A 25,706-nucleotide genomic window follows, 5' to 3' on the forward strand; every position below is an offset into this window, starting at 1 on the left:
GCTAACCGGCTGGGCCCCCGAAGAACCCCGTACCTCTGGGATCACCCTCGGTCGGCGACGGACTCGGCGATGGGCTGGTGCCGCCACTACCGCCGTTGCCGCCATTGCCGTTCCCGTTGTTCGTCCCGCCGTTGCTCTCGTCGTCACAGCCGAAGAAGCGGTTGCAGGTCTCCGACGCGGAGGGCGAGGGTTCGACCTGTGGCTGACTGGGCGACGGGGACGGAGACGGCTTCTCTTCCTCGGTTTCGGAAGCCGACGGCGACGGCGACGGCGACGGCTCCGCGTTGATGACCTCACCGATGGGCTCGGGCTCCGGGAAGTCCTTCGCCGGGGTGCCCTTCAACGCTTCGGCCATGTAGTCGTGCCAGATCTGCGCCGGGAACGAGGCGCCGTGGATCTTCTTCTGACCACCCGTTCCGAACATCTCCAGGAACGTCCGGTTCTTGTTCGACTCGTCGTCGTCGTAGCGGAACATGCTCACCGCGGTCGACAGCTGCGGGGTGTAGCCCACGAACCAGGCCGACTTGTTGCCGTCGGTGGTACCGGTCTTACCCGCGACCTCACGGCCGGGAAGCTGGGCGTTGGTACCGGTGCCCTTCTCGACCACGGTCTTCAGCACGTCCGTGACGTTGTCGGCGACCTTGTCCGTGAACGCATCCTCGGTCTCGTCCTCGTGCGTGAAGATCTGACCCTTCTCGCTCGTGACCTTCTCCACGGAGTACGGGTCGCGCTGCTTGCCGCTGGCGGCGAAGGTGGCGTACGCGCCCGCCATCCGGATCGCGCTCGGGTCGGAGATGCCGATCGAGAACGACGGGAAGCCACTGTTGGTCAGGCTGGACGGCTTCAGACCCGCCTTCGTCGCGGAGTCCTTCACCTTGTCCAGCCCGACGTCCATGCCCAGCTGCACGAAGGCGGAGTTCACCGACTCCCGCATCGCCTCACGCAGGTCGATCTTGAACTTGGGCGGGGTGCCGAGCGAGACGTTGCCGTCGTTCGTCTGCAGCCACTCCTCGCCCTTCTCGTTCTTCCAGACCGTACCGTCGTAGTTTCTGATCTTGAGCTTGTTCTGCCCGCTGAACAAGCTCTTCGGCGAGACGATGGTGCGCTCGTCCTGCGCCTGCGACGACCCCAGATCCTTGTCGCGCACACCCCAGGTCATCGCGGCCGCCAGCACGAACGGCTTGAACGTCGAACCGACCTGCGCGCCGGTCTGGTCGGCGTTGTCGGTGAAGTGCTTGGTTGCGTCCTCACCGCCGTAGATGGCCCGGATGGCGCCGGTGGACGGTTCCACGGACGCCCCGCCGAACTGCACGTGGGTGTCCGTGTCCGGCCGTTGCTTCGGTTTGATGTTGTCCTTCTGGACCTTCTTCACCGACTCCTCGAGCTTCGTGACCTTGTCCCTGTCGAAGGTCGTGTAGATCGAGTAGCCGCCCTGTTGCAGCGAGTCCGCGGTGATTCCGGTCTTCTTGCTGTTGGTGACCAGGTAACCGTTGGCGAGGTCGACGAGGTAGCCGACCTGGCCCTTGAGGTCGGTGTTCGACCGGGGGTTCTCCCACCGGGGAAGGGTCCTGTACTTGGCCCGTACAGAGGCGTCCAGATGGCCGTACTCGACCATCTTGTCGAGCGTGTCCTGCATCTGGCGCAGAGCCCGCTTGCTGTTGGCGGCGGATGTGGCGCCGACCGGGTCGACCGAGGTCGCGCCGGCCGGGTCGTAGTACGTGGCGCCCTTCAGCATGGCGGCCAGGAAGGCACACTCACCCGGTTCGAGCTTGATCGCGTCCTTGTCGAAGTAGGCGCGAGCGGCGGCCTGGATGCCGTAGGCGTTGCGGCCGTAGTACGCCGAGTTCAGGTAGCCGGCCATGATCTGGTTCTTGTCGACCTCGGCGCCCACCTTGATGGACACGAAGATCTCCTTGAACTTCCGGGAGATCGTCTGCGACTGGTCGTTGAGCATCGCGTTCTTGACGTACTGCTGGGTGATCGTCGATCCGCCCTGCGTCTGTCCGCCCCGGGCCATGTTGAACACGGCGCGGGCGATGCCCTTGGGGTCGATGCCGCTGTCGTCGTAGAAGGTCTTGTTCTCCTGCGAGATCACCGCCCAGCGCATATCCTCCGGGATCTGCGAGAGGTCGATGTTCTGCCGGTTCGTCTCACCACCGGTGGCAACCATCTGGGTGCCGTCTTTCCAGTAGTAGACGTTGTTCTGGGCCGTCGCCGTCTTGGCGATGTCCGGGATGCCCACCATCGCGTATCCGATGCCCGCCACGGCCACCAGGCTGCCGACGAAACCGACGAACAGGCCGGCGACGAGCTTCCAGGACGGCATCCAGCGCTGCCAGCCGTCCTTTCCGGCACGCGGGTAGTCGATCAGACGTTTCCGGTCGGGCGTGGCACGCCCTCGGCCGCGGCCCGGCCCGGTGGAGCCGCCACGGCGGCCTCCCGCGGGCTCGGCTGCTCTACGCCGTCCGCTCGCGTTCCTCTGGGACGTGCGTCGGGCGTCGGCGCGGCTGCCGAGCGGCTGCTCCTCGCCCCCGGCCCCTGGCCCCAACCCGTAGTCGGAAGGAGATCCGGTGGCGCCTCGCGGTGCCGCGCGGCGGCCGGAGGACGGACCGGACTGGCCGCGTCGGGCCGCGGCACGTCCGCCTCCCTGCGGCTGCGGCGGTTTGCGACGGTGCTCGCTCATCGAACGATTACTCCTCGGGCAGGCGCATCCGTGCGCGCCTGGAAAAGGCGGCTGGTTTCCTGTCCCCCCAAAGTACGGACGCGGTCGGTCGCGCATTCACCCGTACTGCACCGAGGACCTCGACGCCCCCCGGCGTCTCGTGGGTCCCGGTGGTGTGCATGGCGCACAGACTACGCACCGCCAAAACCTGCCTAGCCCCGAAGTTCACCCCAAATCAGACAACCTGCCTCCAACTAATCCGTGATGTGATCCCGTTCACCTGTTCCCCTCTTGTCGCATCCGGAAGGCCGTTCTATCGTCGTGATGTATCGAGTCGATACATCAGGGCGAGATACTCAGAGACGAACCGAAGGGAGGCGACGATGAGCCGGCGTTCCGGGATCCTCGAGTTCGCCGTCCTCGGGCTGCTCCGCGAGTCCCCCATGCACGGCTATGAGCTGCGCAAACGACTCAATACGTCACTGGGCGTGTTCCGTGCGTTCAGCTACGGCACGCTCTACCCCTGCCTCAAGACGCTGGTCACCAACGGCTGGTTGATCGAAGAGCCGGGGCACACCTCCGAGGACGCCCTTGCCGCTCCCCTCACCGGGCGACGCGCAAAGATCGTCTACCGGTTGACGGCGGAGGGTAAGGAACACTTCGAGGAACTGCTGTCGCAGACCGGCCCCGACGCGTACGAGGACGAGACCTTCGCCGCTCGTTTCGCCTTCTTCGGGCAGACGTCACGCGATGTGCGCATGCGCGTGCTGGAGGGCCGCCGCAGCCGGCTGGAGGAGCGTCTCGAGAAGATGCGCGCCTCCCTGGTGCGCACGCGGGAGCGCCTCGACGACTACACGCTTGAGCTCCAGCGCCACGGAATGGAGTCCGTGGAGCGCGAAGTGCGCTGGCTGAACGAGCTCATCGAGAGCGAGCGGGCCGGACGGGACCTGAAGGGTTCCGACTCCGGGGGGCCCGCTCAGCAGAACACCACATCTGGATCGACGGGCGTCCTGCCCCGTCCCGGGGACACTCCCGGGACGGATTCGCCCGACGACACCGCCACGTGAGCGCCCACTCAGGGCCTCACTCGTACACACAGGGAGCAACCGGAATGGGTTCGGTTCGCGTAGCCATCGTCGGCGTGGGCAACTGCGCGGCATCGCTGGTGCAGGGCGTCGAGTACTACAAGGACGCCGACCCGGCGACCAAGGTGCCGGGCCTGATGCACGTGCAGTTCGGGGAGTACCACGTCGGTGACGTCGAGTTCGTCGCGGCCTTCGACGTCGACGCGAAGAAGGTCGGCCTCGACCTCTCGGACGCCATCGGCGCCAGCGAGAACAACACCATCAAGATCTGCGACGTCCCGAACAAGGGCGTCACGGTCCAGCGCGGCCACACCCTGGACGGTCTCGGCAAGTACTACCGAGAGACCATCGAGGAGTCCTCCGAAGCCCCGGTCGACGTGGTCCAGATCCTCAAGGACCGGCAGGTGGACGTCCTCGTCTGCTACCTGCCCGTCGGCTCCGAGGCCGCCGCGAAGTTCTACGCCCAGTGCGCCATCGACGCCAAGGTCGCGTTCGTCAACGCCCTCCCGGTCTTCATCGCCGGCACCAAGGAGTGGGCGGACAAGTTCACCGAGGCGGGCGTCCCGATCGTCGGCGACGACATCAAGTCCCAGGTCGGCGCCACCATCACGCACCGCGTGATGGCGAAGCTGTTCGAGGACCGCGGTGTCCGACTCGAGCGCACCATGCAGCTCAACGTCGGCGGCAACATGGACTTCAAGAACATGCTGGAGCGCGACCGCCTCGAGTCCAAGAAGATCTCGAAGACGCAGGCCGTCACCTCGCAGATCCCCGACCGCGAGCTGGGCGAGAAGAACGTCCACATCGGTCCCTCGGACTACGTGGCCTGGCTTGACGACCGCAAGTGGGCGTACGTCCGCCTCGAGGGCCGTGCCTTCGGCGATGTGCCCCTGAACCTCGAGTACAAGCTCGAGGTGTGGGACTCCCCGAACTCCGCGGGTGTCATCATCGACGCCCTGCGCGCCGCGAAGATCGCGAAGGACCGCGGCATCGGCGGCCCGATCCTGTCGGCGTCGAGCTACTTCATGAAGTCCCCGCCGGTCCAGTACTTCGACGACGAGGCCTACGCCAACGTCGAGAAGTTCATCCGCGGCGAGGTCGAGCGCTAACCCGACCCCGAACGGAAATTCGCTCCTGCCAGGGCTGAGAAGGGTCCCCGGGTCATCCGACCCGGGGACCCTCCCCGTATGTGAGGCTGTGCCCATGGCCGTCGTCCGTGATCTGCGCGTCCTGCTGCGCTTCGGGAACTTCCGTCGCCTGCTCGCCGTGCGGCTGCTCTCCCAGTGCGCGGACGGCGTCTACCAGGTCGCGCTCGCCACCTACGTCGTGTTCTCCCCGGAGAAGCAGGCGTCGGCCACCGCGATCGCCTCCGCCATGGCGGTCCTGCTGCTGCCCTATTCGCTGGTCGGTCCCTTCGCCGGCGTCCTGCTGGACCGCTGGCGCCGCCGACAGGTGTTCCTCCACGGCAACCTGCTGCGCGCCCTGCTGGCCTCCGCGACGGCCGCCCTGATGGTCACCCAGGTGCCCGACTGGCTCTTCTACGCCTCCGCGCTGTGCGTCACCGCGGTCAACCGCTTCGTCCTCGCCGGCCTGTCCGCGGCCCTTCCGCGCGTGGTCGACGGCGAGCGCCTGGTGTTGGCCAACTCCCTTTCACCGACGGCCGGGACGCTGGCCACGGTTGCGGGCGGAGGTCTCGCCTTCGCCCTACGGCTGGTGGTCGCGGACTCGGATGCGGCGGTGGTGCTGCTGGCGTGCACGCTGTATCTGTGCGGCGCGCTCATGTCCCTGTCCATGGCGGCGGATCTGCTCGGCCCCGACCGTGCGCTGGTCCGGCCCCGGCTGGCGACCGCGCTCAGGGGCACCGCCCGCGGCCTCTCGGCCGGCGTGCGGCATCTTCGCGAGCCGCGCCGCAAGGAGGCCGCCTGGGCGCTCGTCTCGATCTCCCTGATGCGGTTCTGCTACGGCGCCCTGACCGTCATGGTGCTCATGCTGTGCCGGTACGCCTGGTCGTCCGACCCGGACGACGGGCTGGCCCTGCTGGGAGTCGCGGTGGGCGTCTCCGGAGCCGGCTTCTTCGTCGCGGCGGTGGTGACGCCCGCGGCGGCCGGACGGCTGGGCCCGCTCCGCTGGATCGTCGTCTGCTCCGTGGCGGCCGCCGTCCTGGAGCCCCTGCTGTTGCTCTCCTTCACCCGGACCGCCGCCTTCGTCGCCGCGTTCGCGCTGGGGCTGGCCACCCAGGGTGCGAAGATCGCCACCGACACCGTCGTCCAGTTCTCCGTGGAGGACGACTTCCGCGGCCGGATCTTCTCTCTCTACGACGTTCTGTTCAACGTCGCGTTCGTCGGCGCCGCCGCTGTCTCCGCCCTGATGCTGCCGCCTGACGGCCGTTCCGCTGCGCTGGTGGTCACGATCGCCGTTATCTACGGAGCAAATGCTTGCGCTATAGCCCGCTTTGTACGTAGCCGCGTGTCACATCAATGACACAGACTCCCCCTCGGCTACGGCGTTGTCAGTGGGGCCCGGTAACTTACGTGCGTCTTACTTCGCGAATGTTTTCGCGCCACACCTAAGTTTCTAGGGGGACCCCCAAGTGTCGACTCCGCCGCCCCAGGGCCAGAACCCGTTTGCGCAGCAGGGCCAGCAGCCCTACGGCCAGCCCGAGGGCCAGGCGCCCTACCCGCCGCAGGGCCCCGCACCGCAGGCACCTGTCCCGCCGGCGGCCCCGGGCAGGCGCGTCAGCAAGAAGGTGCTGCGCATCGTCGGCTTCATAGTCATCGCGATAATCATCGCCGTGGTCAAGTGGCAGATGGGTAAGACCGACGCCGAGACCACGTCTGTCGGCAGCTGCATGCACAACAAGGGCAGCCAGTCGAGCCCCGACCTGAAGACGGTCGACTGTTCCTCCGGCGACGCCCAGTACAAGGTCGTCGGCAAGTTCGACGACACGAGCGACGAGAAGAAGTGTGCCACCGCCAAGGAAGCCGAGATCGCGTACACCCAGTCGGGCGACAACCACGACGTCGTCCTCTGCCTGAAGACGATCAAGTAGGCAATGGCAAGCGATGTTTCACGTGAAACGTCGCTCTGAACATGCGAGTGCGCCGCGCCGGCCATGCCCGGTGCGGCGCACTCGCATGTTCAGCAGTCGCGGCGGCTGGGATGGCGGGCATGTTTCACGTGAAACATGCCCGCCATCCCAGTCTCAGCCCTGCTCGGCCCACCACTGCTTGAGGGCGGTCACCGCGGCGTCGTGCTCCATCGGCCCGTGTTCCAGGCGCAGTTCCAGCAGATGCTTGTACGCGTTACCGATGGCGGGGCCCGGACCGATGCCCAGGATCTCCATGATCTGGTTGCCGTCGAGGTCGGGACGGATCGCGTCCAGCTGCTCCTTCTCCTTCAGCTGGGCGATGCGCTCCTCCAGTCCGTCGTACGCCCGCGAGAGCGACGCCGCCTTGCGCTTGTTCCGCGTAGTGCAGTCCGAGCGGGTCAGCTTGTGGAGGCGCTCCAGAAGCGGTCCGGCGTCCCGGACATAGCGACGCACTGCGGAGTCCGTCCACTCGCCCATGCCGTAACCGTGGAAGCGCAGGTGGAGCTCGACCAGCCGTGAGACGTCCTTCACCAGCTCGTTGGAGTACTTCAGGGCCGTCATCCGCTTCTTGGTCATCTTCGCTCCGACCACCTCGTGGTGGTGGAACGAGACGCGGCCGTCCTTCTCGAAGCGCCGGGTGCGCGGCTTGCCGATGTCATGCAGCAGCGCCGCGAGCCGCAGTACGAGGTCGGGGCCCTCCTCCTCCAGGTCCATCGCCTGCTCGAGGACGATCAACGTGTGCTCGTAGACGTCCTTGTGCCGGTGGTGCTCGTCGCTCTCCAGCCGCAGGGCGGGCAGCTCGGGCAGTACATGGTCGGCGATACCGGTGTCGGCCAGCAGGGCCAGCCCCTTGCGCGGGCGCGTGGAGAGGATCAGCTTGTTCAACTCGTCCCGTACCCGCTCGGCGGAGACGATCTCGATGCGGCCGGCCATCTCCGTCATCGCCGTGACGACGTCGGGAGCGACCTCGAAATCGAGCTGGGCGGCGAAACGGGCGGCACGCATCATGCGCAGCGGGTCGTCCGAGAAGGACTCCTCCGGCGTGCCCGGAGTACGCAGAACCCGCGCCGCGAGGTCGTCGAGACCTCCGTGCGGGTCGATGAACACCTTCTCGGGCAGTGCCACGGCCATGGCGTTCACCGTGAAGTCGCGCCGGACGAGGTCCTGTTCGATGGAGTCGCCATAGGACACCTCGGGCTTGCGCGAGGTGCGGTCGTACGCCTCCGAGCGGTAGGTGGTGACCTCGATCTGGAAGCATCGGTCGACGCCTTCGACGCGGGCCTCCTTCTGGACCCCCACGGTGCCGAAGGCGATCCCGACCTCCCAAACGGAGTCCGCCCAGGGCCGCACGATCTTCAGGACGTCCTCGGGCCGGGCGTCGGTCGTGAAGTCCAGGTCGTTGCCGAGCCGGCCGAGCAGAGCGTCCCGGACCGAGCCGCCGACCAGGGCGAGGGAGAACCCGGCCTCCTGGAAACGGCGGGCGAGGTCGTCGGCGACGGGGGCGACCCGCAGGAGCTCGCTCACGGCGCGGTGCTGCACCTGACTCAGGGCGCTGAGATTGTCTTCGTTGGCGTTCGGCACAACAGAAGAGGGTACGTGGCCCGGCGAGCCGGGGCCGCCCAGTTTCGGCGCTGCCGGACGTACGCTTGGGTAAGGGTGCAACCCGGTGTTTGCCGCCCATAAAGATCTATAGATACGTCCGCCTGCATACCGGCACACAGCGGGCGGCCCATGGTTCTTTCGCGATCTTGTGGCGCACTCCACGGCACTTCCCCTCAGCGCGCATCGTTACCATGCGTGGACGCACATTCCGACGACCACTGACGACGACGAGGGACGGGCGAACGCGTGGCCGAGGCGGCAGACTTCCCGGGGATGCATCCCTCACCTGCCCGCCGGTGGCTGCGGCGCACCGGCGCACTGCTCGCCGGGGCGCCCTTGCTGGCCGGTCTCCTTCAGCTGCCCGCGCAGGCCGCCGGCCAGTCCGGCGTCAAGGACTCCTCCGACGCGGGAACCGTGGCCGTCGCGGTCGACTCGCTCACCCCCGCCGCTCCCGGCGACGGGGACACCGTGACCGTCTCCGGCACGGTCACCAACAACGGCAAGCAGACGGTCACCGACGCCCACGTGGGCCTGAGTGTGGGCTCCCCGCTCACCACCCGCTCGGCGATCGACAGTGCCGCCGACCACACGGACGCTCTCCCCGCCGACGGCACCGAGGTGGGCGGCAAGTACGTCGCCGAGTTCACCAGGCTCACGCCGGGCGTCGCCGAGCACTTCACCATCGCCGTCCCGGTCGCCAAGCTCGACCTCGACAAGGACGGCGTCTACCCGCTGAGCGTCACCCTGTCCGGCGAGACGTCGGCCAGGCAGTGGGAACAGGTGCTCGGCGTCCAGCGGACCTTCCTGCCGTGGCAGCCCGACACCGCGGACACCCGTACCCGGACGACCGTGCTGTGGCCGCTGACCTCCGGCGTCCACATGACGGCTGAGACCGGCTCGAACGCCCAGCAGACGCCGGTCTTCCTCAACGACGACCTGGCCCGTGAGATCGCTCCCGGAGGCCGTCTCGACCAGCTCCTGAGCCTCGGCAGGGCACTCGACGTCACCTGGGTGATCGACCCGGACCTGCTGGCGTCCGTCGACGCCATGACCGGCAGCTACCGGATCCGCGGCGAGGGCGACACCACAACGGCCGGCACCCGGCAGGCGGTCGCCAAGCAGTGGCTCGCCGACCTGCAGAGCGCGGTGACCGGCAAGGAAGTCGTGGCGCTGCCTTTCGCCGACCCAGACCTGGCCTCGCTCGCGCACAACGGCACCGGCGTCACCGGTTCGCTGAACCAGCTGAAGGCGGCCACCGACGTCGCCGCCACCACGGTGGAGACGGTGCTCCACGTGACCCCGAGCACCGACTTCGCCTGGCCGGTGGAAGGCGCGGTCGACCCCTCGATCGTGAAGGTGGCCACCTCCGCCGGTGCCGACAAGGTGATCGCACGCAGCGACAGCCTGACCGAAGGCGACCTCTCGTACACTCCGTCCGCGGCCCGGCCCATCGGCGGCGGGACCACGGCGGTGGTGGCGGACGCGCGGCTGTCGACGGCGTTCCAGGGCGATCTGACGAGGGCCTCCGCGACCACGCTCGCCGTGCAGGAGTTCCTCGCACAGAGCCTTGAGCTGAACCTGCAGACGGACAAGCAGCGCAGCATCGTCGTCGCCCCGGAACGCATGCAGACCGCCTCCCAGGCCCGGGCACTGGCGCAAGCCCTCACGACGCTCCAGACCAGCACCTGGTCGCAGTCCCAGCAGCTCACGGCAGCCGCCAAGGCCAAGCCCGATCCGCGGGCCAGCACCACGGTGCCGTCGAAGAAGGCGTACCCCTCCGCGCTGCGCAAACAGCAACTGCCCCGCTCGGCCTTCGAGCAGATGGCCGAGACCCAGGAAGAACTCGACAACTTCAAGGTGATCCTCGCCCGGGAAGCCCGCGTGGTGACACCCTTCGGGCGGGCCATAAACCGCGAGATGTCCACGTCCTGGCGAGGCCGCAGCACGGCCGCGAGCGCGTTCCGGCAAAGCGTGCGGGCGTACCTCGACACGCTCACCGGCCAGGTCAAGCTGATCGACAAGTCGGACACGAAGCTCTCCGGGCGCAGCGCCATGATCCCGGTGACCGTGCAGAACAACCTGGTACAAGGCGTCGACCACCTGATCCTTCGGCTCACCTCGACCAACCCGACCCGTCTGGAGATCGGCGGCGACGACTACACCGAGCAGCGGGTCACCGTCTCCGGCGGACACACCTCGACGGTGAAGTTCACCACGTCGGCCAACGTCAACGGCCAGACGCGGGTGATCGCGCAGCTGTACACCGAGGACGGCCGCAAGTACGGCACGGCGGTCGCCTTCGAGGTGAAGGTGACCGAGATCACGGCCACGGTGATGCTGGTCATCGGCGGAGGCGTCCTGCTGCTCGTGCTGGCGGGCTTCCGCATGTACACCCACCGCAAGCGCGCCGCGGCCCGGGAGACCGAGGAGCCGGACGAGGCCCGGGAGACCGGGGAGACCGGTTCCGGGCCGGCGGGCGAGCCCCCCGCCGGCCCGGAGAACCCCGGGGATTCCGTGGAGCATGCCGAGGAGGAGTCCGGCGTCCCGGCCGGGGTGGACGGCGCGCAGCAGCCGAGTGACGGGACACCGGACACCGGAGCGGAAAGCGCGGAGCCGTCCGGCACGGGTGAGAGAGTGGACCGTTGAGGATGTCGTGGCCGGTGGGCCCGGGACGATGAGGTGGGGTAACCATGAACGCGCCGTACGAGGGTGACCGCGGCCAGGCCGCGGGCGGCTCGGGCCCTCCCGAGGGCATGCCGCCCGAGAACGGGCAGGTGCCGCCACAGCACCCCGCGGACATGTACCTCCAGGACGCCTACGACCAGGACCCCTACCGGTCCCAGGACCTCACCGCGCAGGACCCGGTCGCCGAGGCGCTCTACGACCGTGCCGCGCACCCCCCGCCGTCCCCGGGCGCCCACCAGCCGCCGCAGCCGCCGCAGCCGCTGTACGGCACGCCTGAGCAGTCCCCGTACGCCCCCGACCCGCGCAGGTGGGCCCAGACCCCGGCGCCCGAACCGGAGGGCCCCACCCAGTACCTGCCCTACGGCGACGACCCGCGCACCACCCAGTTCGTCGGCGTCGACGACCTGGTGACGCACTCCGGCGAGCAGCAGCACCAGCCCGACGCCTTCGCCCACCTCTTCCGGGACCAGCAGCAGAGCGGTCATCCACAGCAGGCCGGTTCGACGGAGCCCCCGGCCGTGCCGGGCCCGGCCCAGGCTCCCGGCGGACGGTCGGCGGCTGCCCGCTACCAGGCCCCGGCCGCCCCGTCCCCCGCGGTGGACCAGACGATGAACCTCACCGCCACGCCCGACGCGGCGCCCGTGCCCGACGCCGCGGCCGCCCCGAAGAAGGGCGGGCGCGCCGCGGGCCTGCTGAAGTCCAGCGCCGTCATGGCGGCCGGCACGATGGTCTCCCGCCTCACCGGCTTCGTCCGGTCCGCGCTGATCGCCTCGGCACTGGGCGTCGGTGTCCTCGGTGACACCTTCCAGGTCGCGTACCAGCTGCCGACGATGATCTACATCCTGACCGTCGGCGGCGGCCTCAACTCCGTCTTCGTGCCGCAGCTCGTGCGTGCCATGAAGGAGGACGAGGACGGCGGCGAGGCCTTCGCCAACCGCCTGCTCACCCTGGTCATGGCGGCGCTCGGCGTGCTCACCGTCGCCGCCGTCGCCGCCGCCCCCCTCCTGATCCGAGCCCTGTCCCCGTCGATCGCCGGCGACCCGGCGTCCAACGAGGTCAGCGTCACATTCGCCCGCTACTTCCTGCCCTCGATCTTCTTCATGGGCGTTCACGTGGTGATGGGTCAGATCCTCAACGCACGCGGCAAGTTCGGCGCGATGATGTGGACGCCGGTCCTCAACAACATCGTCATCATCGTGGCGCTGGGCATGTTCATCTATGTCTACGGCACCTCCGCCGACTCGGGCATGAAGGTCACGACCATCCCGCCGGAGGCCGAACGGCTCCTCGGCGTCGGGATCCTGCTCGGCTTGGTGGTGCAGGCCCTCGCGATGATCCCGTACCTGCGCGAGACCGGGTTCCGGCTGCGGTTGCGTTTCGACTGGAAGGGCCACGGCCTCGGCAAGGCCGCGACCCTCGCCAAGTGGACCGTCCTGTTCGTTCTGGCCAATCAGGCCGGCGCGCTCGTGGTCACCCAGTTGTCCACGTCGGCGGGCAAGGCCTCACCGGTCGAAGGCACCGGCTTCGCGGCCTACGCCAACGCCCAGCTCATCTGGGGCCTGCCGCAGGCCATCATCACCGTCTCCCTGATGGCCGCGCTGCTGCCGCGCATCTCCCGCTCGGCCGCGGAGGGCGACGGCGGCGCGGTCCGCGACGACATCTCGCAGGGCCTGCGCACCACCGCGGTCGCGATCGTGCCGATCGCCTTCGGCTTCCTCGCGCTCGGCATCCCGATGTGCACGCTGATCTTCGGCTCCACGGGCACCGGTGAGGCCACCAACATGGGCTTCATGCTGATGGCCTTCGCCCTCGGCCTGATCCCCTACTCCGTGCAGTACGTCGTCCTGCGCGCCTTCTACGCCTACGAAGACACCCGCACCCCCTTCTACAACACGGTCATCGTGGCCGCGGTCAACGCGAGCGCCTCGGCGATCTGCTACTTCGTCCTTCCCGCCCGCTGGGCGGTGGTCGGCATGGCGGCCTCCTACGGCCTGGCGTACGCCATCGGCGTCGGCGTCGCCTGGAACCGGCTGCGCAAGCGGCTGGGCGGCGACCTCGACGGCTCCCATGTCCTGCGCACGTACGCCCGTCTGTGCATCGCGTCCGTGCCGGCCGCCCTGATCAGCGGCGCGGCCTGCTACGGCATCGGCCACAGCCTCGGCCAGGGCGTCCTGGGCTCGTTCGCCGCGCTACTGGCCGGCGGGGCGCTGCTGCTCGGTGTCTTCTTCGTCGCCGCCCGCCGCATGCGCATCGAGGAGCTCAACTCGCTCGTGGGTATGGTGCGCGGACGCCTGGGTCGCTGAGACCAGGGGTAGGCGCACAACCATCGGCCGCCGCCGCGTGTCGTGCATAGCGGCGGACTGTGGGCACAATTGGGTTCGGCGTCGGACGGCGCGCACGGGGTCGGACGGCGCGCAATGGATGGGGAGGCAGGAACGACGGTGGCGGAACGGAGCACAGCTGCCGTCGACGTGGCAGACAACAGCGGTGACGAGCCGCTGACCGCACAAGCGGACCAGTCCACGGCCGACGGGGTGGTCAAGAACCGGGAGCAGGACACGGACAGCGACGAGGCACAGGGGAGCAGCGGGACGGAACATCCCGGAAAGGCCTCACCGCCAGAACTGCACAGCGGTCACAAGCTCGCCAGGCGCTACCGCCTCGAAGAGTGCGTCACCCGTCTGGACGGTTTCAGCAGTTGGCGTGCGGTCGACGAGAAACTCCGTCGGGCCGTGGGCGTCCACATCCTGCCCGCGGACCACACACGGGCCCGTTCGGTGCTGGCCGCGGCCCGCTCCTCCGCCCTGCTCGGCGATCCCCGCTTCGTCCAGGTGCTGGACGCCGTCGAGGAGAACGACCTCGTCTACGTCGTCCACGAATGGCTGCCCGACGCCACCGAGCTGACCGCGTTGCTCGTGGCCGGTCCGTTGGAGCCGCACGACGCCTACCAGATGGTCAGTCAGATCGCCTCCGCGATGGCCGCGGCACACCGCGAAGGCCTGTCGCATCTGCGGCTGAACCCCAACGCCGTGCTGCGCACCTCCTCGGGGCAGTGGCGCATCCGCGGCCTCGCCGTGAACGCCGCCCTGCGCGGCGTCGCCACCGACACCCCTCAGCGCACCGACACCGAGGCGGTCGGCGCCCTGCTCTACGCGGCGCTCACGCAGCGCTGGCCCTACGAGAACGACGCCTACGGGCTGTCCGGGCTGCCCAAGGACGTCGGGCTCATCGCACCGGACCAGGTGCGCGCCGGCGTCCACCGCGGGCTGTCGGAGCTGTCCATGCGCGCGCTCGTCAACGACGGCGCGACCGCCTCCCGGCACGAGGCCGCCTGCACCACGCCGGAGGAGCTGGTGAAGGCGATCGGCGAGATGCCCCGCATCCGCCCGCCGGAGCCGGCGTTCACCGCACCGCCGGAATACCAGCGCACGACGTACCAGCAGGGCACCTACGGCCGCCCCGCGCCGCGCCCGGGCGCCACCCAGCCGGTGCCGGTGCCGCCGCCCCCGCTGCAGAGCCGCACCGGCAAAGCCCTGAAGTGGGCGGTCTCCGCCCTCCTCATCGCCGCGCTCGGACTCGGCAGCTGGCAGCTCGCGGACGTCCTGATGGACCGGAGCAAGCCCGACGACACCAACCAGACACAGACGACGGACGAGGGCGACAAGAGCAGCACGGCCCCCAAGCCGGTCAGTGTGCTCAAGATCCACGACGCCGCCGAGTACTACCCGGACGGCACCCCGCAGCACGCCAAAGACGCGAAGCTCACCTACGACGGCGACAGTTCGACGTACTGGCGGTCACGCTCCTTCGACGCCGGGCCCGTGCTCGCGCCGTACAAGAAGGGGGTGGGCATCGTCTACGACCTGGGCTCGGAGACGGACGTCTCGGCGGTCTCGATAGGGCTTCTCTACGGCGGCGACTACACGGCCGCCGACCTGTACGCGGCCAATTCGCTCTCGTCGTCGGCTCCTCTGTCGTCCATGAAGAAGATCGCGGAAGCCCGGACGTCCGGTCGGGAACTCAGGATTTCCGCCAAGACGGCGGTGAAGACGCGGTACGTTCTCGTATGGATCACCGCCGCGCCCAAGAACGCCGGCGACCAGTGGACGGACGGCGGCTACAAGCAGGCCATCACCGACGTGAAGTTCACGGGCTGACGTCTCACCGGAGGGGGAGGAGGCCCATGGCGGACGGCGCCGCACACGACGCAATGAGCGACATGGACCTCCTCGCCCTTCACGTCGAGGGTGATCCCGACGCCTTCGGTGAGCTGGTACGGCGTCATCGTGACCGCCTCTGGGCGGTGGCCCTGCGTACGCTGGGGGACCGCGAGGAAGCCGCTGACGCCGTTCAGGACGCCCTCGTGTCCGCCTACCGAGCCGCTCACACCTTCCGCGGCCAGTCCGCCGTCACGACCTGGCTGCACCGCATCACGGTGAACGCGTGCCTGGACCGCGCCCGCAAGGCCGCTTCCCGCAAGACCTCGCCGGTCGACGACGCCGAGCGGCTGGAGCAGTTGCTGGAGCCGCACGAGTCCGCGTCCGCGCCCGCGGAACGCAACGACCTGCACCGTCAGCTCATCGAGGCGCTCGGCACCCTCCCGCCCGACCAGCGGGCCGCGCTGGTCCTCGTGGACATGCAGGGCTACCCCGTCGCCGAGGCCGCCCGCGTGCTCGACGTGCCGACCGGGACGATCAAGAGCCGCTGCGCCCGTGGCAGAGCGAGACTCCTGCCCCTGCTCGCCCATCTACGGCCGGCCGGTGGTGGCGCAGACAAGAACTCCGAGGGCCCCGGAAGGGAAAGCGGTCCAGGACGGAACCTGGCGCAGGGTGCATCCGTCCCACCGGCAGCGGATCCTCACGCCGAGGGGCCGGACAGCGCCGGGACAGGCGATTCAGCTGCTGTGAAGGGCGGAGGTGGGCGGGCGTGACATCGACGAAGGACACGACCGGGCACCCGGATGTCGCAGAGATCTCCGACCTCACCGAGGGCCTTCTCGATCCCGCCCGGAGCGCCGCGGTCCGTCGGCACCTGAATTCCTGCGCCCTCTGTGCGGACGTCCACTCTTCGCTGGAGGAGATCCAAGGCCTCCTCGGCACTCTGCCCGAGCCGCCGCGGATGCCGGACGATGTCGCCCGCCGTATCGACGCCGCTCTCGCCGCCGAGGCCCTGCTGAGCGCCACGGCCCCCGGTGACCATGACGACGATGCCCACGAGGCGTCCGCCTCCGTCACAGACGACGCGGAAGCGGCCGGTGTTTCACGTGAAACACCGGCGGCGTCGGGCCGCCCCTCGGGGCATGCCCCCAGCGCCACCACGGGGCCGGGCCGGAAACTTCACAAGGGGCAGGAGGGCCAGAGCAACCGCAGAAACCGCAAGCGGCTCGGTCGCCGCCGGGCAGCCGTCCTCGGCACGGTCTTCACTGCGGCGATGCTGGGACTCGGCTCGGTCCTGGTGTCGTCCCTCACGGGCGGCGGGAGCCCGGGCACCTCGGCGCATCAGACCACCGTGCCGGACACCTTCTCCACGAGCAAGCTCGAGGGCCAGGTCGCCGCGCTCCTGAACAAGGCCGGAGACTCCCGCGCTCCGCAGAACAAGGGCATCCTGGGGGAGACCGGCAGCGAGACCGGCAACGGATCGCCCCGAATCCTGCGCCAGCCCACGGTTCCGTCGTGTGTACAACAGGGAATCGGTCGCAGCGATACGGCTCTCGCCACCGAAGTGGGCACGTATCAAGGGAGGGCGGCTCTGCTCGTCGTACTTCCCGACACCTCGGACCGCACACGGGTCGACGCCTACATCGTGGACAGCACCTGTGTGAATCACCCGTCGACGAGTCCGGCCGACGTTCTCCTGACGACCTCTTACCCCCGTCACTGACACGGATTTCCCGCGTCACCGACGCCCGCCTTCCTGCCTCGTCTCTCCTTCGGCGTTCCCTGCGGTCCGTCCCTCCGTGTGCCCGGACACACCGGGAATGCGCGCCCCTTAGGATCCGTTGGGTGGGGTGAGAGTCCAAGTAGCTCCCACCGCTCGACCGATGCAGTCCCCAGAGACGAGGAATCCAGCCGTGAGCGACGTCCGTAACGTGATCATCATCGGCTCCGGTCCCGCCGGCTACACCGCCGCGCTCTACACCGCGCGCGCATCGCTGAAGCCGCTGGTGTTCGAAGGCGCCGTCACCGCGGGCGGTGCTCTGATGAACACCACCGAGGTCGAGAACTTTCCCGGCTTCCAGGACGGCATCATGGGTCCCGAGCTCATGGACAACATGCGCGCCCAGGCGGAGCGCTTCGGTGCCGAGCTGATCCCCGACGACATCGTCTCGGTGGACCTCACGGGTGAGATCAAGACCGTCACGGACACCGTCGGCACGATCCACCGCGCCAAGGCCGTCATCGTGGCCACCGGCTCCCAGCACCGCAAGCTCGGCCTGCCCAACGAGGACGCCCTGTCCGGACGCGGCGTCTCCTGGTGTGCCACCTGCGACGGCTTCTTCTTCAAGGACCAGGACATCGCCGTGATCGGCGGCGGCGACACCGCGATGGAGGAGGCCACCTTCCTCTCGCGCTTCGCCAAGTCCGTGACGATCGTCCACCGCCGGGACACGCTGCGCGCCTCCAAGGCGATGCAGGAGCGCGCCTTCGCCGACCCGAAGATCAAGTTCGTATGGGACAGCGAGGTCGCGGAGATCCACGGTGACCCGAAGCTGGCCGGGCTGAAGCTGCGCAACCTCAAGACCGGCGAGCTGTCGGACCTGGCGGTGACGGGCCTGTTCATCGCCATCGGCCACGACCCGCGCACCGAGCTCTTCAAGGGCCAGCTCGACCTCGACGAGGAGGGCTACCTGAAGGTCGCCGCCCCGTCCACCCGCACCAACCTCACCGGTGTCTTCGCCGCGGGTGACGTCGTGGACCACACCTACCGACAGGCGATCACCGCAGCCGGCACCGGCTGTTCCTCCGCTCTGGACGCCGAGCGCTACCTCGCCGCACTCGCGGACGAGGAGCAGGCCGAGCCCGAGAAGACCACCGTCTGACCCACCTCCCCGCCCCACCGCACAGAGAAGTAAGGAGCCCCCTGTGGCCGGCACCCTGAAGAATGTGACCGACGCCGACTTCGAAGAGGTCGTCCTCAAGAGCGACAAGCCCGTCCTGGTGGACTTCTGGGCCGAGTGGTGCGGTCCGTGCCGCCAGATCGCTCCCTCCCTCGAGGCGATCGCCGCCGAGCACGGTGAGAAGATCGAGATCGTCAAGCTCAACATCGACGAGAACCCGGCCACGGCTGCCAAGTACGGCGTCATGTCGATCCCGACCCTGAACGTGTACCAGGACGGCGAGGTCGCCAAGACCATCGTCGGTGCCAAGCCGAAGGCCGCGCTCGTACGCGACCTGGAGACCTTCATCTCCGAGTGATGCGTGGCGAGTGAAGCCTCGCAAGCTGCACGACATGCGTCTGGGCCGACTCTCTCGGGTCGGCCCACACGTGTTTCACGTGAAACTTCGGCCTGCTGAAAAGGCCGGCGTCTCGACGGCCCCTACAGAGGCCGCAGCGCGGGCTCCTTCTGGACCGCCCCCAGCAGCCGGTCGAGCGCCATCTCCACGTCTTCCTTCCAGGAGAGCGTCGTCCGCAGCTCCAGCCTCAAGCGGGGATGCGCGGGATGCGAGCGCATCGTCTTGAAGCCGACCGCCAGCAGATGATCGGCAGGGAGTACACAGGCCGGCCCGGACCAATGGGCATCGCCGAACGCCTCGATCGCCTTGAAGCCCCGCCGCAGCAGATCCTTGGCGACCGTCTGGACCATCACACGGCCGAGTCCCTGCCCCTGGTACCCCGGCATGATGAACGCTGTCATCAGCTGCACGGCGTCCGGGGAGACGGGGCTCGTGGGAAAAGCCGTCGAACGGGGCACATAGGCGGGCGGCGCATAGAGAACAAAGCCCACGGGGACGTCGTCCACATAGACGACCCTGCCGCACGATCCCCAGTCCAGCAGGACGGCGGAGATCCAGGACTCCTTCTCGACGGCGGATGTCCCCGCCTTTACCGCGGCCTCACCCCTGACGGGGTCCAACTCCCAGAAGACACACGAGCGACAACGTCTGGGAAGGTCCTGAAGGTTGTCCAGCGTGAGCGGTACGAGCCGACGCCCCATGAAGGCTGTTCCTCGCTTCCTTCGCCCGCGGCTTCGCGAGCGGCTGTCAAAGCGCCTCGTTCTTTGAGCAGGCTGCCGACGAATCCGCCGACCGCCCCGAGTCCCAGTCCTGCGCTCACCAGTCCGGTCCGGCTCATCGTTCGCATGCCCTCGCCTCCCGCTCCGAGGTACTGCCAGGTGGATGGGCCACAACCCCTCCGCATCGTATCCACCATGCGAGACCATCGACACCGCCCGCAAGCAAAGAGCGAGCCGTGTTCCGGTACACATCCGGACACGGCTCGCTCACCGGCTCCGCAACCCGCCCGACTGTGCCGAGCTGAGCCACCGCTCAGTCTTCCGTCTCCTCCGCGCCGCCGTCCACGACCCCCTTCTGGAGCACGGGCCCCTCTCCGGGAGCGAGCGTGCCGAGGATGCGCTCGAGGTCCTCCATCGAGGCGAACTCGACGGTGATCTTGCCCTTCTTCTGTCCGAGATCGACCTTCACCCGCGTCTCGAAGCGGTCCGAGAGCCGCGTCGCGAGGTTGGTAAGGGCCGGCGACAGCCGGCCGCCGGCCCGCGGTCCCTTGGCCCGCTGAGCCGCCTGAGGCCGCGAGCCCATCAGGGTCACGATCTCCTCGACCGCTCGCACCGAGAGCCCTTCGGCCACGATGCGGTGGGCCAGCCGGTCCTGCTCCTCCGAGTCATCGACCGAGAGCAGTGCCCGGGCGTGACCCGCGGAGAGCACTCCGGCTGCGACCCGGCGCTGAACCGCCGGCGAGAGCTTCAGCAGGCGCAGGGTGTTGGAGACCTGCGGACGGGACCGCCCGATGCGGTCGGCCAACTGATCATGCGTGCAGTTGAAGTCCTTGAGCAGCTGGTCGTAGGCCGCCGCCTCTTCCAGCGGATTCAGCTGAGCCCGGTGGAGGTTCTCGAGAAGAGCGTCCAGGAGCAGCTTCTCGTCATCCGTGGCCCGCACGATCGCCGGGATCGCCTCCAGGCCGGCCTCGCGGCAGGCCCTCCAGCGCCGCTCACCCATGATGAGCTCATAGCGCCCGGGGCCGAGCTGACGCACCACGACCGGCTGGAGGAGCCCGACCTCCTGGATGGAGGTGATGAGCTCGTGCAGGGCATCCTCGTCGAAGACCTCACGCGGCTGGCGCGGGTTCGGCGTGATGTGGTCGAGGGGGATCTCGGCGAAGTATGCGCCGAGGGGCGGTGCGGGTGTTTCGAGGATGCCACTCGCGGACAAGTCCTCTGTTTCACGTGAAACCGCCGGCAGCGTGGCCACCTTCGCAGCGGCCACCCCCCGGTCGGTCGTCAGCACCGGCATCGCTGCGGGGGAGGTGGACCCTCCGCCGATCGCGGCTTGAGCCGGCGTCTTCTCCGTCGGGGCAGCGGGAATCAGCGCACCAAGACCACGGCCCAACCCCCTCCGTCGCTCACTCACTGGACGCCCTCCACCGTGTTCGGGTTGTTCTGAGCGCCGATATGGGCGTGCGTGGCGTCATAGCTGACCCCGACGCCCTTCAGCGCGAGCTCTCGTGCTGCCTCAAGGTAGGAGAGGGCGCCGCTCGATCCGGGATCGTAGGTCAGCACCGTCTGCCCGTAGCTCGGCGCTTCGGAGATGCGGACCGAGCGGGGAATGCTCGTCCGCAGCACCTCGTCACCGAAGTGGGTACGCACCTCTTCCGCGACCTGCGACGCGAGGCGCGTCCGGCCGTCGTACATGGTGAGCAAAATCGTCGACACATGCAGGGTGGGGTTGAGGTGCCCCCGCACCAGGTCGACGTTGCGTAGCAACTGTCCCAGTCCCTCCAGTGCGTAGTACTCGCACTGAATCGGGATCAGGACCTCGGCACCGGCCACCAGCGCGTTGACCGTCAGCAGGCCGAGGGACGGCGGGCAGTCGATGAGGATGTAGTCCAGCGGCTGCTCGTACGCCTGAATCGCTCTCTGCAGTCGGCTCTCACGGGCCACCAGGGAGACCAATTCGATCTCCGCGCCGGCCAGGTCGATGGTGGCCGGGGCACAGAAGAGGCCTTCTACATCAGGGACGGGCTGGACAACCTCCGCCAGCGGGCGGCTGTCCACCAGTACGTCATAGATGGACGGGACCTCGGCGTGGTGATCGATCCCCAGTGCCGTGGACGCGTTGCCTTGCGGGTCGAGGTCGACCACCAGGACGCGGCCGCCGTGCAGGGCCAAGGACGCGGCAAGGTTGACGGTTGTCGTCGTCTTGCCCACACCGCCCTTTTGGTTGGCGACGACAATCACACGGGTCTGCTCGGGGCGTGGCAGACCCTCGCCGGCGCGGCCCAGAGCCTCCACCGCGAGCTGGGCAGCACGACCGATCGGAGTGTCATCCATCGGAGGCGGTGTTTCACGTGAAACATCCTCCCCGAACGACTCGGTACGGGGACCGGGGACCGGATCGGTCATCGGTCCCGCGATGTTGGCGTCGGACCGCAAGGCTTCACTCTCCTCGACTTCAGGCTCGCAATGAACAGAGCCTCCCATGTCTTCGGGGTCATGAACCAGTGAGGCCTGGTCTTCTGTGGAGAAATCCGCCTCTGCGGACAACTCGCGCACCTCATCGAGTGAACCGAGAGGCTTGCGGTCGCGGGGTTCGGCTGCGGCGCGACCGCGACTGATGATGCCGTGGAGCAGTGAGCGACGTTTCACGTGAAACACGATGCACAGCGCCTGCGGCCGGGCCCTTGCGACACTCCGCGGCAAGGGGATGGGCAGCTTGTGTGGAGTACGCCTCAGCGGCGTCGTCGCGTCCGGCCGGTCCGCGCCGCCTTGGCCCGCTTGGCCGCGAACCTCACGCCGCCCGGGCTCTCCCCGACCTCGACCCGCACCACCGTGGACAGCGGGTCGACCACTCCCTCGCCTACTTGCAGGATGGAGGTGCCCACCGCGCCCAGCTTGCTCAGGGCGGTGGCCGCGCTCTTCAGCTCCTCCTCAGCGGTGTCGCCCTTGAGAGCGAGCATCTCACCGTAGGGTCGCAGCAGCGGGATGCCCCAGGTGGCAAGCCGGTCCAGGGGTGCCACAGCGCGGGCCGTCACCACATGGACCGGTGACATCGAGCCCATGACCTCCTCGGCGCGACCGCGGACGACCGTCACATGGTCCAGGCCCAGAAGCTCGACGACCTCGGTGAGAAAGTTGGTCCGCCGCAGCAGGGGCTCCAGCAGGGTGATCTTCAGGTCCTCCCGCACGAGCGCCAGAGGAATGCCGGGCAGCCCGGCCCCCGAGCCCACGTCGCACACCGTCACGCCTTCCGGCACGACCTCGGAGAGCACCGCACAGTTCAACAGGTGCCTCTCCCACAGGCGAGGCACCTCACGCGGGCCGATGAGCCCACGCTGCACGCCTGCCTCGGCCAGCAGCTCGGCGTATCGGACCGCATCATCGAAGCGATCGCCGAATACCTCGCGTGCCACCTCGGGCGCAGAGGGGAGCTCCGCTGCCTCCGTCACGGGGACCGTCCTTCCGTACCGCATCAGCGCTTCGAGCGCCGACCACCAGAACTACCAGGCTGACAAAGACCGGCCCCGTCTGCACAACAGACGGGGCCGGGGTGATGTACGTACCGAATCAGTTGGGCAGCACGACGACGAAGCGCTGCGGCTCCTCGCCCTCGGACTCGCTGCGCAGGCCGGCGGCCTTGACCGCGTCGTGGACGACCTTGCGCTCGAAGGGCGTCATCGGCTTCAGCCGCACCGGCTCGCCGTTGTTCTTCGCGTCGGCGGCCGCCTTGGCGCCCAGCTCGGAGAGCTCGGCGCGCTTGTTGGCGCGGTAGCCCGCGATGTCCAGCATCAGCCGACTGCGGTCGCCGGTCTCCCGGTGCACGGCCAGGCGCGTCAGCTCCTGCAGCGCCTCCAGCACCTCGCCGTCACGGCCGACCAGCTTCTGCAGGTCACGGGTGCCGGCGTCGCTGATGATGGACACGGAGGCGCGGTCGGCCTCGACGTCCATGTCGATGTCGCCGTCGAGGTCGGCGATGTCCAGCAGACCCTCGAGGTAGTCCGCCGCGATCTCGCCCTCGTTCTCCAGGCGGGTCAGGGTGTCTGCACCCTCGGCGGCGGCGGAGGTGGTGCCTTCCGTCACGGGATGGGCTCCTTCTACTTCTTGGACGGGGACTTGGGGCGCTGCGGGCCGCCCTTGCGCTGCCCGGACTGGGCCTTGCTGCGGCCACTGCTACCGGGCTTGGAAGTGGCCTGCTTGGCGTCGCCGGCGGCCTGGGAGGGCTTGGCGTCCTCCGGCTCGTCGGACTTGGTCAGCGAGGTGGTCTCACCGGCCGCCTTGGGGGCCGTGGACTGGCGCTGGGACTTGGACTGCCGCTTGGGCTGCTGACGCTTGGCGGCCGCGCTCGTCTGCGCACCGTCCTCGGCCTGCGCGACGGCCTGGGCCTCGCCCTTGATCACGGTGCCGTCGGCCTGGGCGGCGAAGCCCACCTTGGTCAGACCGTTGATGAACTTGCGCTCGGCGTCGTTGCGGTCGCGGCCCTTGGCCACGATGGCCTTGACGATGGCCCTCTCGCCGCGGCTGCGGATCTTGCCGTGGTGCGTGACGTGCTTGTACAGGCGCTCCAGGTACGCGGCCTGAGCCTTGGAACCCGGCGTCGGGTTGTTGCGGATCACGTACATCTGCTGGCCCATGGTCCACACGTTGGTGGTCAGCCAGTAGACGAGGACACCGACGGGGAAGTTGATGCCGAACACGGCGAACATGACCGGGAAGACGTACATCAGCATCTTCTGCTGCTGCATGAACGGCGTCTTCACCGAGGTGTCGACGTTCTTCGTCATCAGCTGACGCTGCGTGAAGAACTGCGAGGCCGACATCAGGACGATCATGATCGCGGTGACCACGCGGACGTCCGTCAGCGAGGCGCCGAGCGCCTCCACCTTCGCCGCGCCGTCGGTGAACTTCGCCGCCAGCGGAGCGCCGAAGATGTGCGCCTTACGCGCGCTCTCCAGCAGCTGCTCGTTGATGACGCCGATCTGGTCGCCCGTCGCGATGCCGTTGAGCACGTGGTACAGGGCGAAGAAGAACGGGGACTGCGCCAGGATGGGAAGGCACGAGGAGAGCGGGTTGGTGCCCGTCTCCTTGTACAGCTTCATCATCTCTTCGGACTGACGCGCCTTGTCGTTCTTGTAGCGCTCCTGGATCTTCTTCATCTCGGGCTGGAGCGTCTGCATGGCCCGCGTCGACTTGATCTGCTTCACGAACAGCGGGATCAGGCAGATACGGATCAGAATCACCAGGGACACGATCGACAGGCCCCAGGCCCACCCGGTGTCGGGGCCGAAAATGGACCCGTACACCTTGTGGAACTGGACGATGACCCAGGAGACAGGTGTCGTGATGAAGCTGAAGAGGCTGGCAATCGTGTCCACTAATCATGCTCCTTGGGCATGGGACGGTGTCTCTGCGGCCGGGCTCGAGGCAGTCGGGCCTTCGGTGGCCGTTTCGGCGGCGGAGGTCCCGCCCCTGCGTGTACGCCAGGCGTCACGCAACATTTCGTGCCACCGCGGGCGCTTGCGCGGCGGAACATGGTCCACGCCGCCGAGCGACCACGGATTGCACCGCAGGATGCGCCAGGCGGTGAGTGCCGTTCCCTTGATCGCACCGTGTCGGTCGATGGCCGTGAAGCCGTAGTGGGAACACGACGGGTAGTACTTGCACACCGGCCCGAGCAGCGGACTGATCGTCCACTGGTAGAGCTTGATCAGAGCCAGCAGCGGGTACTTCATCGCGTGCCCCCTCCCAGTAGCCGTTCGAGGGCGGCATCCAGGTCTTGGGCCAGCTGTGCGTGGTCGGCGTCGCCCGCCCCGGGCAACGCCCGTACGACTACCAGGCTACCGGGGGGAAACCGGGTGACTCGCTCGCGCATCAGGTGACGCAGTCTGCGCTTGACCTTGTTGCGCACGACCGCGCCGCCCACAGCCTTGCTCACGACGAAACCCGCACGCGTCGGGGGAGCGCTCTCCCCAGGCGCGTGCGGGTCCGTGGCACCGCTTCGAAAATGGACCACGAGGGTCGGGCGGCCGGCCCGACGACCTCGTCGTACCGCGGTCGCGAAGTCCTCGCGCCGCCTCAGCCGATGCTCGGTAGGCAGCACGACGTCATGACCTGATCAGGCTCAGGCGGACAGGTTCGCGCGACCCTTGCTGCGGCGGTTCGCGAGAATCGCGCGACCGGCGCGGGTGCGCATCCGCAGGCGGAAGCCGTGGGTCTTGGCACGACGGCGGTTGTTCGGCTGGAAGGTGCGCTTGCTCACTCGGGGGCTCCAGAAATCAATCGGTGGTGGCGGGGTGCCGTCCTGGCTGTCACCGTGCGCCCACGAGGTAGCTCGCGGTCAACGCCCGAGTGCACCGCTTCCCGATCACCTGACGCGATCTGTGCCCATCGGAGGCAGGCGGCAGCAGCCATCGACAA

General features: G+C 68.5%; 22 protein-coding genes. 11 read left to right on the top strand and 11 right to left on the bottom strand.

What is annotated here, in order from left to right; genetic code table 11:
• Position 1: 1 nt before the first annotated feature.
• A complete protein-coding gene (locus C6376_RS09420) occupies positions 2–2,683 on the bottom strand; it encodes a transglycosylase domain-containing protein (protein WP_173985613.1) in 2,682 nt (893 codons plus the stop codon).
• Positions 2,684–3,045: 362 nt separating this feature from the next.
• Here C6376_RS09420 and C6376_RS09425 point away from each other — a divergent pair, with 362 nt between their 5' ends.
• The 4 genes from C6376_RS09425 to C6376_RS09440 all read left to right on the top strand — a co-directional run bounded on the left by C6376_RS09425 (position 3,046) and on the right by C6376_RS09440 (position 6,796).
• On the top strand, positions 3,046–3,729 hold the full coding sequence (locus tag C6376_RS09425; protein ID WP_107443007.1) for a PadR family transcriptional regulator: 684 nt from the start codon (positions 3,046–3,048) through the stop codon (positions 3,727–3,729).
• Between the two features lie 44 nt (positions 3,730–3,773).
• Complete coding sequence (locus C6376_RS09430) at positions 3,774–4,856, top strand: inositol-3-phosphate synthase (RefSeq protein ID WP_107443008.1); 1,083 nt, start codon at positions 3,774–3,776, stop codon at positions 4,854–4,856.
• A 94-nt stretch (positions 4,857–4,950) separates the two neighbouring features.
• Positions 4,951–6,228 carry an MFS transporter gene (locus tag C6376_RS09435; protein WP_107443009.1) on the top strand — a complete coding sequence of 426 codons (1,278 nt, stop codon included), beginning with the start codon at positions 4,951–4,953 and terminating at the stop codon, positions 6,226–6,228.
• A gap of 109 nt (positions 6,229–6,337) precedes the next feature.
• On the top strand, positions 6,338–6,796 hold the full coding sequence (locus C6376_RS09440) for a hypothetical protein (RefSeq protein WP_107443010.1): 459 nt from the start codon (positions 6,338–6,340) through the stop codon (positions 6,794–6,796).
• Positions 6,797–6,949: 153 nt separating this feature from the next.
• Here C6376_RS09440 and C6376_RS09445 read toward each other — a convergent pair whose 3' ends face one another.
• Complete coding sequence (locus C6376_RS09445; RefSeq protein WP_107443011.1) at positions 6,950–8,416, bottom strand: CCA tRNA nucleotidyltransferase; 1,467 nt, start codon at positions 8,414–8,416, stop codon at positions 6,950–6,952.
• A 267-nt stretch (positions 8,417–8,683) separates the two neighbouring features.
• Here C6376_RS09445 and C6376_RS09450 point away from each other — a divergent pair, with 267 nt between their 5' ends.
• From C6376_RS09450 to trxA, 7 genes are all read left to right on the top strand, one after another.
• Positions 8,684–11,083, top strand: coding sequence for a DUF6049 family protein (locus C6376_RS09450; RefSeq protein WP_107443012.1), 2,400 nt, complete (start codon positions 8,684–8,686; stop codon positions 11,081–11,083).
• 44 nt (positions 11,084–11,127) lie between these two features.
• On the top strand, positions 11,128–13,425 hold the full coding sequence (murJ, locus tag C6376_RS09455; protein WP_107443013.1) for a murein biosynthesis integral membrane protein MurJ: 2,298 nt from the start codon (positions 11,128–11,130) through the stop codon (positions 13,423–13,425).
• Between the two features lie 138 nt (positions 13,426–13,563).
• The gene (locus C6376_RS09460; RefSeq protein ID WP_107443014.1) at positions 13,564–15,279 is read left to right on the top strand and encodes a protein kinase family protein; all 1,716 of its coding nucleotides are present in this window, start codon (positions 13,564–13,566) and stop codon (positions 15,277–15,279) included.
• A gap of 26 nt (positions 15,280–15,305) precedes the next feature.
• Positions 15,306–16,052, top strand: a complete 747-nt coding sequence (sigM, locus tag C6376_RS09465) for an RNA polymerase sigma factor SigM (protein ID WP_107443015.1) — start codon at positions 15,306–15,308, stop codon at positions 16,050–16,052.
• Positions 16,049–17,002, top strand: a complete 954-nt coding sequence (locus C6376_RS09470) for an anti-sigma factor (protein WP_107443016.1) — start codon at positions 16,049–16,051, stop codon at positions 17,000–17,002. The genes sigM and C6376_RS09470 overlap by 4 nt, the downstream gene beginning before the upstream one ends.
• Positions 17,003–17,192: 190 nt before the next feature.
• Positions 17,193–18,161: a thioredoxin-disulfide reductase gene (gene trxB, locus C6376_RS09475; RefSeq protein ID WP_107443017.1), complete on the top strand. Its 969-nt coding sequence runs from the start codon at positions 17,193–17,195 to the stop codon at positions 18,159–18,161.
• 43 nt (positions 18,162–18,204) lie between these two features.
• Positions 18,205–18,537, top strand: a complete 333-nt coding sequence (gene trxA / locus C6376_RS09480; protein WP_107443018.1) for a thioredoxin — start codon at positions 18,205–18,207, stop codon at positions 18,535–18,537.
• A 122-nt stretch (positions 18,538–18,659) separates the two neighbouring features.
• On the opposite strand, the gene C6376_RS09485 is transcribed toward trxA, so the two are convergent.
• From C6376_RS09485 to rpmH, 9 genes are all read right to left on the bottom strand, one after another.
• Complete coding sequence (locus C6376_RS09485) at positions 18,660–19,277, bottom strand: GNAT family N-acetyltransferase (protein WP_107443019.1); 618 nt, start codon at positions 19,275–19,277, stop codon at positions 18,660–18,662.
• 331 nt (positions 19,278–19,608) lie between these two features.
• Complete coding sequence (locus tag C6376_RS09490; RefSeq protein WP_107443020.1) at positions 19,609–20,706, bottom strand: ParB/RepB/Spo0J family partition protein; 1,098 nt, start codon at positions 20,704–20,706, stop codon at positions 19,609–19,611.
• On the bottom strand, positions 20,703–21,776 hold the full coding sequence (locus tag C6376_RS09495) for an AAA family ATPase (protein WP_107448863.1): 1,074 nt from the start codon (positions 21,774–21,776) through the stop codon (positions 20,703–20,705). Before C6376_RS09495 ends, C6376_RS09490 begins: the two co-directional genes overlap by 4 nt.
• A gap of 248 nt (positions 21,777–22,024) precedes the next feature.
• On the bottom strand, positions 22,025–22,741 hold the full coding sequence (rsmG, locus tag C6376_RS09500) for a 16S rRNA (guanine(527)-N(7))-methyltransferase RsmG (RefSeq protein WP_107443021.1): 717 nt from the start codon (positions 22,739–22,741) through the stop codon (positions 22,025–22,027).
• Positions 22,742–22,859: 118 nt separating this feature from the next.
• Positions 22,860–23,372 carry a R3H domain-containing nucleic acid-binding protein gene (locus C6376_RS09505; RefSeq protein ID WP_107443022.1) on the bottom strand — a complete coding sequence of 171 codons (513 nt, stop codon included), beginning with the start codon at positions 23,370–23,372 and terminating at the stop codon, positions 22,860–22,862.
• 14 nt (positions 23,373–23,386) lie between these two features.
• The gene (gene yidC, locus C6376_RS09510; RefSeq protein WP_107443023.1) at positions 23,387–24,664 is read right to left on the bottom strand and encodes a membrane protein insertase YidC; all 1,278 of its coding nucleotides are present in this window, start codon (positions 24,662–24,664) and stop codon (positions 23,387–23,389) included.
• Positions 24,665–24,667: 3 nt separating this feature from the next.
• Positions 24,668–25,021, bottom strand: a complete 354-nt coding sequence (gene yidD, locus C6376_RS09515) for a membrane protein insertion efficiency factor YidD (RefSeq protein WP_107443024.1) — start codon at positions 25,019–25,021, stop codon at positions 24,668–24,670.
• The gene (rnpA, locus tag C6376_RS09520) at positions 25,018–25,389 is read right to left on the bottom strand and encodes a ribonuclease P protein component (protein ID WP_107443025.1); all 372 of its coding nucleotides are present in this window, start codon (positions 25,387–25,389) and stop codon (positions 25,018–25,020) included. The genes yidD and rnpA overlap by 4 nt, the downstream gene beginning before the upstream one ends.
• Positions 25,390–25,410: 21 nt before the next feature.
• Positions 25,411–25,548, bottom strand: coding sequence for a 50S ribosomal protein L34 (rpmH, locus tag C6376_RS09525; protein ID WP_018846094.1), 138 nt, complete (start codon positions 25,546–25,548; stop codon positions 25,411–25,413).
• Between the last annotated feature and the right edge of the window lie 158 nt (positions 25,549–25,706).

Source organism: Streptomyces sp. P3 (assembly GCF_003032475.1).
In the GTDB taxonomy this organism is placed as follows: domain Bacteria; phylum Actinomycetota; class Actinomycetes; order Streptomycetales; family Streptomycetaceae; genus Streptomyces.